10 protein-coding genes are annotated in these 13,419 nt (G+C 47.0%); 4 read left to right on the forward strand and 6 right to left on the reverse strand.

Going from position 1 to position 13,419, the window contains the following annotated elements; all coding sequences use genetic code 11:
• Nucleotides 1-80 precede the first annotated feature (80 nt).
• Together BUB52_RS06260 and BUB52_RS06265 are read right to left on the reverse strand one after the other, a co-directional pair.
• Nucleotides 81-1,091, reverse strand: coding sequence for a class II fructose-bisphosphate aldolase (locus BUB52_RS06260; protein WP_009121449.1), 1,011 nt, complete (start codon nucleotides 1,089-1,091; stop codon nucleotides 81-83).
• Between the two features lie 367 nt (nucleotides 1,092-1,458).
• Nucleotides 1,459-2,466: an endonuclease/exonuclease/phosphatase family protein gene (locus BUB52_RS06265; RefSeq protein ID WP_009121447.1), complete on the reverse strand. Its 1,008-nt coding sequence runs from the start codon at nucleotides 2,464-2,466 to the stop codon at nucleotides 1,459-1,461.
• Between the two features lie 191 nt (nucleotides 2,467-2,657).
• Between BUB52_RS06265 and BUB52_RS06270 the strand changes: the two genes are divergently transcribed.
• Together BUB52_RS06270 and BUB52_RS06275 are read left to right on the forward strand one after the other, a co-directional pair.
• Entirely contained in the window at nucleotides 2,658-2,909 is a 252-nt protein-coding gene (locus BUB52_RS06270) for a type B 50S ribosomal protein L31 (RefSeq protein WP_004289781.1), read from the forward strand.
• Nucleotides 2,910-3,842: 933 nt separating this feature from the next.
• Nucleotides 3,843-5,669 (forward strand): PL29 family lyase N-terminal domain-containing protein, encoded by a 1,827-nt coding sequence (locus BUB52_RS06275; protein ID WP_157183391.1) that lies wholly within the window; start codon nucleotides 3,843-3,845, stop codon nucleotides 5,667-5,669.
• 123 nt (nucleotides 5,670-5,792) lie between these two features.
• Here the strand turns inward: BUB52_RS06275 and gcvT are convergent, their stop codons facing one another.
• From gcvT to BUB52_RS06295, 4 genes are all read right to left on the reverse strand, one after another.
• Nucleotides 5,793-6,884 carry a glycine cleavage system aminomethyltransferase GcvT gene (gcvT, locus tag BUB52_RS06280; protein ID WP_009121444.1) on the reverse strand — a complete coding sequence of 364 codons (1,092 nt, stop codon included), beginning with the start codon at nucleotides 6,882-6,884 and terminating at the stop codon, nucleotides 5,793-5,795.
• 36 nt (nucleotides 6,885-6,920) lie between these two features.
• Nucleotides 6,921-8,144: a peptidase T gene (gene pepT / locus BUB52_RS06285; protein WP_009121443.1), complete on the reverse strand. Its 1,224-nt coding sequence runs from the start codon at nucleotides 8,142-8,144 to the stop codon at nucleotides 6,921-6,923.
• 222 nt (nucleotides 8,145-8,366) lie between these two features.
• Nucleotides 8,367-9,776, reverse strand: a complete 1,410-nt coding sequence (locus tag BUB52_RS06290) for an amidophosphoribosyltransferase (RefSeq protein WP_009121442.1) — start codon at nucleotides 9,774-9,776, stop codon at nucleotides 8,367-8,369.
• Between the two features lie 167 nt (nucleotides 9,777-9,943).
• Nucleotides 9,944-12,106: a glycoside hydrolase family 97 protein gene (locus BUB52_RS06295; RefSeq protein ID WP_009121441.1), complete on the reverse strand. Its 2,163-nt coding sequence runs from the start codon at nucleotides 12,104-12,106 to the stop codon at nucleotides 9,944-9,946.
• Between the two features lie 204 nt (nucleotides 12,107-12,310).
• Here BUB52_RS06295 and crcB point away from each other — a divergent pair, with 204 nt between their 5' ends.
• Nucleotides 12,311-12,688: a fluoride efflux transporter CrcB gene (crcB, locus tag BUB52_RS06300; RefSeq protein ID WP_039950498.1), complete on the forward strand. Its 378-nt coding sequence runs from the start codon at nucleotides 12,311-12,313 to the stop codon at nucleotides 12,686-12,688.
• Between the two features lie 10 nt (nucleotides 12,689-12,698).
• Nucleotides 12,699-13,367 carry a pentapeptide repeat-containing protein gene (locus BUB52_RS06305; RefSeq protein ID WP_039950561.1) on the forward strand — a complete coding sequence of 223 codons (669 nt, stop codon included), beginning with the start codon at nucleotides 12,699-12,701 and terminating at the stop codon, nucleotides 13,365-13,367.
• Nucleotides 13,368-13,419: the final 52 nt, after the last annotated feature.

The raw sequence follows: 13,419 nt of genomic DNA on the forward strand, positions 1-13,419 counted from the left end.
CTCCGTTCAATCCGTACCTAAAAGTAAAAAGGGGAGTGCATTGAAATGCACTCCCCTTTTTTATAATCAGATTAACCCTATCAGTCCAATTGAGCCAATTTGTTTTCCGAACCAAGCACGTTGATGATTTTGTGCTTGTAAAGTTTCTCCATGTTGTCACGAGCCGGGCCCAGGTATTTACGCGGGTCGAATTCAGCCGGTTTCTCAGCGAATACCTTACGAACAGCAGCGGTCATAGCCAGACGAGAGTCTGAGTCGATGTTGATTTTGCAAACAGCGGACTTGGCAGCTTTACGCAGTTGGTCTTCAGGAATACCGATAGCCGCTTCCAGCTTACCGCCAAATTTATTGATAGTATCAACTTCTTCCTGAGGAACTGAAGAAGAACCGTGGAGTACGATAGGGAATCCCGGAAGTTTCTCCATTACGGCATCCAATACCGCAAATTCCAGAGGAGGAGGAACCAGGCGACCTGTCGCGGGATCTACGTGGCATTGTTCGGGTTTGAACTTGTATGCACCGTGAGAAGTACCGATAGAGATAGCCAAAGAGTCGCAACCTGTGCGAGTAGCGAAGTCAATAACTTCTTCAGGGTTAGTATATGTGTGGTGTTCAGCAGACACTTCATCTTCTACACCTGCCAATACGCCGAGTTCGCCCTCTACTGTAACATCGAATTGGTGAGCGTAGTCAACAACCTTCTTTGTCAGAGCTACATTTTCTTCGTATGGAAGATGTGAACCGTCAATCATTACTGAGGAGAAACCTGAATCGATACAGCTTTTGCAAGTCTCGAAAGTATCTCCGTGGTCAAGGTGAAGAACAATTTCAGGATGTTTGCAGCCCAGTTCCTTGGCATATTCCACAGCGCCCTGAGCCATGTAACGCAGCAAAGTAGCGTTAGCATACTGGCGAGCACCCTTGGATACCTGAAGGATAACCGGAGACTTAGTCTCTACTGCAGCCTTGATGATAGCCTGCATCTGTTCCATGTTATTGAAGTTGAATGCAGGGATTGCATATCCACCTTTGATAGCGCGAGCAAACATTTCTCTTGTGTTTACAAGGCCTAAATCTTTGTAATTAACCATTTTGTTTAAAGTTTATTGTTAGTGAATTAAAATTCTACGCAAAAGTAAGCATTATCCTTTAAAAAGAAGAACGGGAGAAGAATAAAATATCTCTATTTATCTGTCAAATCTGTTCTATTTTAAAGCCATTGGCTTGAATTAACAGAATATTGTAATCTCCATATTACAAAGTTCTTGCATCTGTCTGTTCATTCAGCCTTTTGCATTCTCACCTCTATAAACAAAAAAGCCGGAAAGCAAGTTTACGTTCCGGCCGATTATTTACACATTATTATATATAAAGTAAATACACGTAATCAGCTTGTACGCTCTGAATGACAGTTGCTCCTGATATAAACCAAGAGCTTGTGTAACATCCGGCGCCCGCTTACTTTTTCAGATAAACAATCGTAGGCAGATGGTCGCTGTAACCGTTCAGCCATACACGCCCGCCATGGGTACGCAGAGGCGCACCTTTGTACTTGCCGTCCTGCTGAATCAGATAGTCGCGGATAAAGACCTCGCTATGGTCGTAGCGTAATCCTTTCTTCGCTTTCACCACCGGCCTGGACAGTACAATCTGGTCGAACAGGTTCCACTTGCCGCGATACAGCAGAGTTCCCACGCCCTTATCCTCCAGTATCTCCCACCAGGGATTGTAGAACTGACTCGCTTTCATGCCCGACACATATTTACGGGCTCCCAGAGTCTGCATGCTTTCGTCCATCGGGTCATCGTTCATATCTCCCATGACAAAGAGTTTCAGTTTTTTATCCTCACGCAGCAAGGAGTCCGTCAGCGCCCTTACCTGCTTGGCGGCATGCACACGCACCGGTGATTTCGCTCCGCGGGAAGGCCAATGATTCACGATGAAGCACACACGCTCACCTGCCATTCGGCCGTCCACAATGAGGAAACCGCGTGTCAGATGCACCGTATCCCCTTCAAACGGAGTGGAGAGCACCAGTTTGGAGTTCGTCACGGTAAACTGCTGCGGGTCATACAGGAGCGCGCAGTCGATACCGCGTCTGTCGGGTCCTTCATAATGCACAAACTTGTAGTTGGATATGGCCGGCCGGCTGACAAGGTCTGTCAACGCCCTTCGATTCTCGACTTCCGCCACGCCGATTACCGCCGGCCCCTCTGGAACCAGATCCCGTGACAGGGAGCTCAGTACTTTCGAGAGATTATGCAGTTTGGCTTCGTACTTCCGCACACTCCACCGATAACTGCCATCGGGCAAAAACTCATGGTCGTTCTTGCCTGCGTCATGAATGGTGTCAAACAGATTCTCAAGATTATAAAACGCTATGCTGTACAGCTTGCGCTCCGTATTCTGTGCCGTGACTATTGTAACGCCGAACCAGAAAGAAAAGAATACAATCAGTTTTCTCATAGGTGATATGGTATTAATCTCCTGCAAAAATCTAAAATAAAAAGCTATAAACCTATCAATTTCCGGCTTTTTTTTGCAAAAAACCTTTTTTCATTTCATAGAAAAGCATTATCTTTGCGCACTGAAAAAGACCATTACACTATTTATTACCAAAATAGTAACAGAATATAAATTAAAAAACAAATATTGAAATGAAAAAAGGTATTCATCCTGAAAATTACCGTCCGGTAGTATTTAAAGATATGTCAAACGGCGACGTGTTCTTGTCTCGTTCTACTGTAAATACTAAAGAGACTATCGAGTTCGAAGGCGAAACTTATCCATTGGTAAAGCTGGAAATCTCCAGCACTTCTCACCCGTTCTACACCGGTAAGTCTAAGTTGGTTGACACAGCCGGTCGTGTTGATAAGTTCATGAGCCGTTACGGTAACCGTAAGAAATAATCTGTTTTTTAAAGAAGCAGAAAAAGGGAGTCTGATACAGATTCCCTTTTTTTATTATACCGCGCATACTCAGGTTCAGCCAAACGACAGGATGTACATCAAAAAAAGTTTTCAAGCCTATCAAACAGACTTTTCAAGCGCACCAAAGACGATTATCACCGTACACAAAAGCGTCCCGCAAGATGAAATTATTTATCCCGCAAGGCGGATTATTTTGTCTTGCGGGATGGATAAATCCGTCTTGCGGGATGGTCCTTTTCGTCTCGCAAGACGGATTTACTTACACAATTACCTCCGTGCACATTTGCCGGCGCCCTTCAAACATTTCAAAGCCGAAAACAAGGTTTCACCCGCTATCCCGCATAAACAGGCGTGTGGAAGGTGAAGGTAAATATCATCAAACTGAAAACGGAGAGAGCTTATGCCTAAAAGAAACAAAATAAAAAGTGGACAATCCATTCTCTCTTAACAAAAAACTACTTATCTTTGCGAAAGTTCCATTGAGCGCAACGAAACTAATTATTTTTTAAGAAGCGTTATTGAAATTATCTTCTACAATCAAACTTCGCAACTTTGAAACCCATGAAGATGATAACAACAACGCTCACGTCTGTGTTATATACCTACTTTTCCATCGGTGTATCCGGTAGAGGAGTATCTATATACAAAATGGCGTGAGTGGCTGTTGTTTATCCATGGGTGGGGCAATGCGAAGGCCTGATTGTAGGATAAACAAATACAGCAACTCACGTTTTTTGTATGTTTAACTTAACAATATAACACATGGCTCAAAGCAAACAAACTCTCCAAGACACCTCCTGCACTTCTCACCTTGTTCTCCAAGAAGAAGCAACACCCCACACGTCTTACACAGACAACGGCAGACGCCGGCATATCGGCAGAAAAGCAAACAACAATACTTACGGATATATTATGAAAAAGAACTTAGTTTTACTGCTCACGGTCATAGCGGCTCTGAGCGGTTGTATGCAAAATGATTTAGCCGAGATACGCAGAGAACAGGCAACTCTTGCCGCACGCATATCGGCTATTGAGAAATGGCAAGCATTGGTAAACGACAACATCGCCGGCTTGCAGTCCATCATCAATGCACAAAGCGACAACGACTATGTGACGAGCGTAACTCCCCTCACCGATGGCTCGGGCTACGTAATAAACTTTGTGAAAAGCGGAGCCGTCACCATCAGAAACGGCGAGCAGGGTATTGCCGGAGCCACTCCCCAAATCAGCGCAAAAGAGGATAACGGTATCTACTACTGGACTTTAAACGGCGATTATCTCCGTGTCGACGGCAAACGGCTGCGTGTCACCGGCGAACCGGGAGCTACCGCCCCCACTCCCCGGCTGAAAACAGGCAGCACGCTCAATTCGGAAAGCGGCGGTTCCGCTTATGAGGCGGATGCGACCTATCTCAGTGTGGACAACGGCGCCAATTGGACAAAAGTAACGGGACCTCAAGGCGACGCCATCTTCACAACGGACGGTATCGATACCGACAACGACGACTATATAGAGCTGACGCTGGCCGACGGCACAACCAAAATCCGGCTTCCCCGCTACAAGACTTTCCAAATAGGTACGGATACGGAACACACCAATGCCGCCATCTCCCTCACCGAGCTTGCTACCGACATTCCTCTCAGTCTGCCCAGCGACCTCAAGGCAGACAGCTATACCGCTATCATGGCTCAAATCACCAGCGACCGGGGTACAAGCACGGATATCAAAACCCGCGCCGCCGCTCTCCCCTGGACAGTGAGTGTGGAACATCCTACATTTGACCCGGCTACCGGCAACTGCAAGAATGACGCCAAAGTAACGGTTACCGCTCCCGAGGACATTGCTGACGGCGAAACCGCCATGCTCGAAGTAAGCATTATAGGCGCAGACGGCCGGAAAACAATAGCCACCCGCGCTTTGAAATACACCGCAATAGTCAACACAGGTGACTATTATTACAGCGACGGCACTTTCTCCGCCTCTCTTATCTCTTCCAAAACATGCATAGGCGTAATCTTTCATGTGGGCGATGTAGCAAAAGACGACGCTGTATTAAGAGCAAAGATAGGCGACACGTCTACCGGTAACCACGGACTTGTGGTAGCATTGAAAGATGCCGGCAAAGGAGTAATTTGGCAGACAGCCGATGCAGCTATCGGCGATGCCGGCCTTTCCGAGCCTTATGTCAGCATCCTTATCGCAAAGACCAGAGATGAAGACCCTGACGGCAATCTGAATATGATGTTAGGATATAACAATACGGAAGTTATCAAAAAATACAACAAAAGCAATAGCGGCAGTAAAGCCACCATCCTGCAATCCATAGATACTTATGCGGCAAGCAATACGGCTCCCGATAAGAGTAGCGGGTGGTATCTTCCCTCCATCAAGGAACTTTCCCTTATATACTCGGGGATTATCAACGGAAGTATCTGGGATCTTGGGTATGATATTCCTGCAAACACATCCAACAAAACCTTAATCGAGAAAAAGTTCAGTACATTAAACACCCAAGCAGCCGGTAGTGCCGAGAACTTTTCAATACGCAGGAACAATGACCCTTCCAATAACTACTTAGGCTATTGGTCGAGTTCGGAAGCTCCGGAGAAACACACTGCAAATCCTAATCAAGATTATTTCAATCGCGCATGGTACGGTGATTTTCTTGACAGCTACATTAATCAAACCTACAAAAACGATGACGGGCGTCTTTGTGTCAGAGCAATTTTAGCATTTTAACTCCCGATATGTAATAATATTGAGTTTTAGAAATTCAGGCCTACCGCTATCAAACAATCAAGGCTGAATTAAAATTCAGCCTTGATTGTTTTAAATAAAATAAGGTATCTTTATTTCACAATCCTATACTTTGCCCCGGAACGGCGGACGTACCACCACCGCTTTCAGCTTGCGCCCGCGCATATCGATACAGATTTCCGTACCAACCTTGCTATATTCGGGCTTCACATATCCCATACCGATACCGATTTTACGGGTAGGCGACATGGTACCCGACGTAACCACGCCAATGGGAGCGCCTTCCGGGCTCTGCAATTCATAACCGTGACGGGGAATACCGCGATCCACCATTTCAAAGCCAACCAATTTACGCGCCGTACCCTCCGCTTTCTGTTTCTCCAGCATCGGACGGTTGGTAAAGTTCTTACCCTCCGCAAACTTGGTAATCCATCCCAGCCCGGCTTCGATGGGCGACGTGGTATCATCCAGGTCATTTCCATACAGGCAGAACCCCATCTCAAGACGAAGCGTATCACGGGCACCTAAGCCGATAGGCTTGATACTGAACTCCGCACCTGCCTCGAACACGGCATTCCATATCTTCATCGCCGCTTCGGGATAGAAATAAAGTTCAAAACCTCCGGCTCCGGTATAGCCGGTATTGGAGATTATGACATCCGGCTCGCCTGCAAACTCCCCATGCGTAAAAGTGTAATATGGAAGCTCAGAAAGATTGACAGGCGTCAGCTTCTGCAATGCCTCGACGGCTTTCGGTCCTTGTACCGCAAGCTGCGCCATACGGTCGGAAGCATTCTCCAATTCAGCCCCCTCCGTATTATGAGACACACACCAGTTCCAGTCCTTCTCGATATTGGAAGCGTTGACAACCAGCAGATACTTCTCCTGTTCGTACTGATAGACCAGCAAATCGTCTACAATACCGCCATCCTCATTGGGAAAGCAAGTGTACTGTACTTTACCGGGCGTAAGGGCGGCCACATTGTTAGAAGTGACTTTCTGCAAAAAGTCCAAAGCATGCGGGCCTTTCACCCAAAACTCTCCCATGTGGGAGACATCGAATACGCCGACGCCCTTGCAAACGGTGAGATGTTCGTCAATGATACCGGAATATTCGATAGGCATATTGTATCCCGCAAATTCGTGCATCTTAGCGCCCAGCGAGATGTGTGTTTCTGTAAACGGAGTGGTTTTCATGGTATGAGGAATGAGTTATGAGTTATAAGTTGTGAGTTATTGGGCGGCAACGAGTTCGGCGATCTTGACGATAACATTCATGGCCTTCTCCATGTTCTGAATGGGAACGAACTCGTAACGTCCGTGGAAATTCAGACCGCCGGCAAAGATGTTGGGACAAGGCAACCCTTTGAACGAAAGTTGCGCACCGTCCGTACCGCCGCGAATAGCTTTTACGTGAGGCTCTACGCCGACAGCTTCCATAGCCTTGAAAGCAGTATCGATGATGTGCATCACCGGTTCAATCTTCTCGCGCATATTATAATATTGGTCGTGCAGCTCCAGTACGGCCGTACCCTCGCCATATTCGGCGTTAATCTTGCGGACAAGGTGTTCAAACTCTTTCTTGCGGTTCTCAAAACGAACACGGTCGTGGTCGCGAATGATGTAGGAAACCGTAGTCCGCTCCACTTCACCCGTAATGCCGATGAGGTGATAGAATCCTTCATAACCTTCGGTATGTTCCGGCGTTTCGTGGCCGGGAAGCATGGAAATAAAACGGTTGGCTACGCGGATAGAGTTTATCATCTTGTTTTTGGCGTATCCCGGATGTACATTGCGTCCCTTGAACACAATCTTGGCGGAAGCCGCATTGAAGTTCTCGAACTCCAACTCGCCCACTTCACCACCATCCATGGTATAGGCCCATTCGCAGCCGAACTGCTCGACATTGAACTTATGCGCTCCCAAACCTATTTCCTCGTCGGGATTGAAACCGATACGGATTTTACCGTGTTTGATTTCAGGATGCTCTTTCAGATAGGCTATCGCCGAAACAATCTCCGCGATACCCGCTTTGTCATCGGCGCCCAGCAAAGTCTTTCCGTCGGTGACAATCAAATCTTCTCCCTTATGGTCGAGCAGTTCCGGGAACTGGGCGGGAGAAAGAACCACTTTCCCTTCTGCGCAAAGAACAATATCCTTGCCGTCGTAATTCTCTACAATGCGCGGAGAAACATCTTTTCCGCTCATATCGGGACTTGTATCCATGTGCGCGATGAAGCCGACAACAGGCACAGGCTTATCTGTATTGGCAGGAAGGGTGGCAAACAGATAACCGTTTTCATCCAACGTAATATCTTCCAAACCCAAAGATTCCAATTCTTCTTTCAAAAACCTGGCAAATACCATTTGCCCCGGAGTACTCGGAGTTACTCCACTCTCCTCATTCGATTGCGTATCGAAACTTACATACTTTAAAAAACGTTCTACTAAAGTCATAATGATTAGTGATTAGGGTTTAGTGATTAGTGATTAGCGATGAACGATTAACGGTCGGTAGGCTGCAACCGCGCCCTCCCTCTTTATCCGAACGGCATTAATCACTAATCACTAAACCCTAATCGCTATTTTACTGTTTTCCTGCCGTAAAGTTAAAAAAAGGGTCGTGAACTGCCAAGCAATTCACGACCCTTTTTTATTCCTTGATAACTATTTTGTCAATCAAAAGTGGCTGCTACCGTCAAAGCAGTGGGTACAAAGTTTACATTTAGGCAGGCCGATAGCCTCAACCAGTGTCTCCAGCGTATTGAATTTTAATGAAGACAGACCGAAACGCTCGCGGATAACTTCTACCATTTTCTCGTACTCCGGCGAACCGGTAGTGGCGTATTTCTCAAGATTTTTGTTTTCATCGCCTTCCAGCTCCTTAATGACACGACGGGTAATCAACTCCAAATCGCCTTTGGATGCCGTGAAGCCGACAAACGGGCAACTATATATCAACGGCGGACAGGCGATACGGATGTGTACCTCTTTCGCTCCATACTCATAAAGCACCTTTACATTATCGCGCAACTGGGTTCCGCGGACTATGGAGTCGTCACAGAACAACAGGCGCTTGCCTTCCAGCATGGCGCGGTTGGGAATGAGTTTCATCTTCGCCACCAGCGAACGCATTTCCTGTCTGCTGGGCGTGAAGCTGCGCGGCCATGTCGGAGTGTATTTTGAAATGGCGCGATGATAAGGCACTCCCTTTCCTTCGGCGTACCCCAACGCCATGCCTACGCCGGAATCAGGAATACCGCAAGTGCAATCCACTTCCGAAGTATCGGTTTGTCCCATCTTCAATCCGGAAGAGAAACGTACGTCTTCCACATTCTTTCCCTCATAACAGGAAGTGGGGAAACCGTAATAAACCCACAGGAAAGAGCATATCTGCATCTCCTCATCGGGCTTGCGCATCTGCTCTACTCCATCGGCATGCAGGCGGACAATTTCGCCCGGACCCAAATAGCGGTCTACCTCGTAACCCAGATTCGGGAAACTGCTCGACTCGCTGGTGGCCGCATAAGCGCCGTCTTTCTTGCCGATGACAACAGGAGTACGCCCCCAACGGTCGCGTGCGGCGATAATGCCGTCTTCAGTGAGCAGAAGCATGGAGCATGAGCCTTTAATATGCTTATATACATTCTCAATGCCGTCTACAAAATTCTTGCCCTGTATCAGCAGCAAAGCGATAAGTTCTGTTTGGTTGGTTTTGCCGGAGCTTAATTCGGCAAAGTGCATGTTTTGCTCCAGAAGTTCGGCTTCCAGTTCTTCCAGATTCACAATCTTGGCAACTGTGACGATGGCAAAACGACCGAGATGGGAATTTAAGATAAGAGGTTGAGGGTCTGTGTCGCTGATGATGCCGATGCCGGAATTTCCTTTGAATTTATCCAGCTCATCTTCAAACTTCGTACGAAAATAGGTACTTTCCAAATTGTGGATAGAGCGCTTGAAAGTCGCTTCTTCCTGATCGTAAGTAGCCATACCGCCACGTTTTGTCCCTAAGTGCGAATTATAATCTGTGCCGTAAAACAAATCTGCCACGCAACTTGCTTTGGCGACTGTTCCGAAAAAACCTCCCATAAGTTCCTTGTGTTATTAGTTATTTTATTAACGGCCGCAAAGGTACAAAGAAGTTTCCTTGTTAGCGCCATTTTCCACCTCTAAAAAAATAATAAAAAGACTCCCCGCCGAACGAAAATCCGGCGGGGAGCCAACCAATACCTAATCGGAAACTCTTTTTACCCTGATTATTTCCACTTCTTCACAGCTTTCTTGTCGGCCGGAGTAGCTTCAATCAAGCTCAGCGCAAAGCCACCGCTACGCGCTTCTTTAACGGACATTTTGGTTTTGGCGGTTACGATGCCTTTCTTTATCCGGTAGGAAGTGGGGTTCTCTTTGTAGTCGGCATCCTTACCGTCGGCATACAGGGTAGCCACATATTGCTTGCCCGGTGTCAAGAAATCGAGCGTAAAGTCGGCCGTACGGGCGTTTTCATCTGTGATACCGCCTACAAACCAGTTATCGGTACCTTTCGCCTTACGGGCTACGGTAATGTAATCTCCCGGTTCAACCTCGATATATTTGCTATCATCCCAATCTACGGCTACATCCTTGATGAACTGGAACGCATCCATGTGCTTCTCGTAATTCTCCACCAGGTCGGCAGCCATTTGCAGCGGACTGTAAAGGGTTACGTAAAGAGCCAATTGCTTGGCAAGCGTGGTTTGCACCTGTCCGTGAGGTAGGTCGCCCATGAAATCCAGTTTTGTATCGAAAATACCCGGAGTATAGTCCATCGGACCGCCGATAAGGCGGTTGAACGGAAGCAGTGTAGTGTGGAACGGCTTGCTACCGCCAAATGCCTCGTATTCGGTACCGCGGGCGGACTCGTTACCAATCAGGTTCGGATAAGTACGGCACAGCCCGGTAGGACGTACGGCTTCGTGTCCGTTGACACAGATTTTATAGTCGGCGGCTTTCTTTACGGCATGGAGATAGTGATTGTTCATCCACTGTCCGTAGTGATGTTCGCCGCGGGGAATGATATCGCCTACGTAGCCGCTCTTCACGGCGTTATAACCGTTGTCCACCATAAACTGATAGGCTTTATCCATATGGCGTTCGTAATTGCGGACGGAAGAAGAGGTTTCATGATGCATCATCAGCTTAACGCCTTTGCTCTTGGCGTATGCATTCAGCATCTTTACATCGAAATCGGGATACGGAGTTACAAAATCGAAAACATAATCCTTGGAATGCCCGAACCAGTCTTCCCAACCTTCGTTCCAGCCCTCTACCAGCACCTGGTCGAAACCGTTGGCGGCCGCAAAGTCTATGTATCTCTTCACATTCTCATTATTGGCGCCATGACGTCCGTTGGGTTTTGTTTTGGAATAGTCCGTTTCGCCCAACTTAACGGAAGGAAGATCGTCCGTATATGCCCATGTGCTCTTACCGGCAATCATTTCCCACCATACGCCTACATACTTCACCGGTTTAATCCAGGAAACATCTTCATAAGCGCAAGGCTCGTTCAGATTCAAAGTCAGCTTGGAAGCGAGGATATCGCGCGCATCGTCACTTACAATCACCGTACGCCACGGCGACTTGCAGGGAGCCTGCATATAACCTTTATCACCTACCGCATCGGGTGTCAGCCAAGATTCAAAAATCAGGTTCTTATCATCCAGGTTCAGGTGCATGCAAGAGTAGTCTACCAAAGCGGCTTCGTGCAGATTGATATACAGGCCGTCGGCCGTTTTCATTTGAAGAGAAGTCTGTACGCCTGTCGGAGAGAACTGCGTCTGCGACGCATTACCGGTAATGGCTCCTTTCATCAGGCCGCGGATTTCGGAGAGTTTGGACTCTGTAAAGTCATACTCCTGCGTATCGTAGTCACCCGGAATCCAGAATGCCTTATGGTCACCCGCCATGGCAAACTGGGTACGTTCTTCTTTGATAACGAAGTAATTCAGATTCTTCTGCAAGGGGAACTCATAACGGAACCCGAGACCATCGTTGAAAAGACGGAAACGGATAATGATATTACGGTCTTGCGCTTTCTGGTTCAGCGTTACGGCCATTTCATTATAGTGATTGCGGATTTGTTTCACTTCACCCCACACCGGTTCCCATGTTTCATCGAATGTGGAAGTTTGGGTATCGGTCAGAGTGAATCCGTTCATCAGTCCCGGATCGTTCTTCAGTTCCAAACCGAGCTTTGAAGGTTTAATAACGGCCTTTCCTTTATAGAAAAGTTCATAGACAGGTTCACCTTGAGGATTGACGGAGAAGTTTAATTGAAGTTGGCCGTTGGGCGAGGTTATGCTCCCGGCCATTGCTGCGCTGCCCATAAAAAGGGCAAGCAGGAAGCAGGTTAGTTTAGTGCAAATTGCTTTCATGTTTCTCATGCTATGGTTTATAATTTATTTGATGCAAATATAAGCAGGAAAGTCTCCTGATTTAAAGTTATCAAATGAAAATAGATATGAAATAAAAGCAAACGTTTGCATAAGTGATTATAAACCTGTTTTTTAAAGAAAAGACGCCCAGTCGAAAATACAAATGGGATGAAAACATTATCTTTGCCAACCAAATACCAGACTTCGATTATTATGACTAAAATACTGATAGCCATATTTCTTGGCGGCGGCACCGGCAGCGTATTGCGCTATTGCACGCAAATGGCGCTCCACGAACGGATAGTACCCTACTCCTTTCCCTGGGCCACATTTGCCGTAAACATCATCGGAAGTTTCCTGATAGGATTGTTCTATGCCTTGTCCGCGCGCTTCAACTTATCCACGGAAGTAAGAATGCTGCTGACTACCGGCTTGTGCGGCGGCTTCACCACCTTTTCCACATTCTCCAACGACGGATTGATGCTGATAAAACAAGGATTCTACGGGTTATTCGCCCTATATACCTTATTAAGTATTTTATTGGGATTTTTTGCGGTATTGGGCGGAAGTATTTTAGGAAAGACCTTTTAAAATGGCAGCCATGAAACCGAGCAAACTTTTCAGCATGCCGCCCGTACGGATTGTCTCGCCCACTCTTGAAGGACAGGCCGAGAGCTCCAAATCACTCAAGGAATGGTTCGTGACAGAAGAAACCGTCAGAGGGCTGCGCTTCAACAGACAGACGGAAGAGTCTATCGATTGCTCTTATAAGAGTATCACCAATTGTACTTTCAGTCATGTACAGTTCAACAACTGCAAACTGAAGGCAACCCACTTTACGGATGTCCGTTTCGAGCATTGCGATTTGTCCAATATATCGTTTGCGGAGAGCTCCCTTTTCCGGGTAGAATTCATTTCCTGCAAGCTGGTCGGGACAAACCTGCCCGAAACGATTCTGAATCATTGCAGGATGCGGGATTGCAATGCAAGATATCTCAATCTGTCCATGAGTAAAATCAACCAGGCGGAATTCGCCACCTGTGATTTGCGCAACAGCGACCTCAACGACTGCAAACTGACTTCCGTCGCCTTTACAGATTGCGAACTGGTGGAAGCGGAATTTTCGCATACTCCGCTAAGAGGCATCGATTTGAGTGATTCGCATATCGAGGGCATACATGTCAATCTGCCGGACATACGGGGAGCTATCGTCAGTACCCACCAAGCCATGGACCTGACCAGCCTGTTGGGACTCGTAATAAAAGACTGAAAACCCGAACAATTTTCCGTTTTCGCTTGTTATAGTCATAGAATTTACATTT

The sequence above is a fragment of the Bacteroides clarus YIT 12056 genome (assembly GCF_900129655.1).
Classification (GTDB): domain Bacteria; phylum Bacteroidota; class Bacteroidia; order Bacteroidales; family Bacteroidaceae; genus Bacteroides; species Bacteroides clarus.

Excerpts from the sequence above, each read along its gene's own strand:
- gcvT (WP_009121444.1), bottom strand. The coding sequence starts at position 6,884 with ATGAAAACCACTCCGTTTACAGAAACACACATCTCGCTGGGCGCTAAG.
- BUB52_RS06275 (WP_157183391.1), top strand. The coding sequence starts at position 3,843 with ATGAAAAAGAACTTAGTTTTACTGCTCACGGTCATAGCGGCTCTGAGC.
- crcB (WP_039950498.1), top strand. The coding sequence starts at position 12,311 with ATGACTAAAATACTGATAGCCATATTTCTTGGCGGCGGCACCGGCAGC.
- pepT (WP_009121443.1), bottom strand. The coding sequence starts at position 8,144 with ATGACTTTAGTAGAACGTTTTTTAAAGTATGTAAGTTTCGATACGCAA.
- BUB52_RS06260 (WP_009121449.1), bottom strand. The coding sequence starts at position 1,091 with ATGGTTAATTACAAAGATTTAGGCCTTGTAAACACAAGAGAAATGTTT.
- BUB52_RS06290 (WP_009121442.1), bottom strand. The coding sequence starts at position 9,776 with ATGGGAGGTTTTTTCGGAACAGTCGCCAAAGCAAGTTGCGTGGCAGAT.
- BUB52_RS06305 (WP_039950561.1), top strand. The coding sequence starts at position 12,699 with ATGAAACCGAGCAAACTTTTCAGCATGCCGCCCGTACGGATTGTCTCG.
- BUB52_RS06295 (WP_009121441.1), bottom strand. The coding sequence starts at position 12,106 with ATGAGAAACATGAAAGCAATTTGCACTAAACTAACCTGCTTCCTGCTT.
- BUB52_RS06265 (WP_009121447.1), bottom strand. The coding sequence starts at position 2,466 with ATGAGAAAACTGATTGTATTCTTTTCTTTCTGGTTCGGCGTTACAATA.
- BUB52_RS06270 (WP_004289781.1), top strand. The coding sequence starts at position 2,658 with ATGAAAAAAGGTATTCATCCTGAAAATTACCGTCCGGTAGTATTTAAA.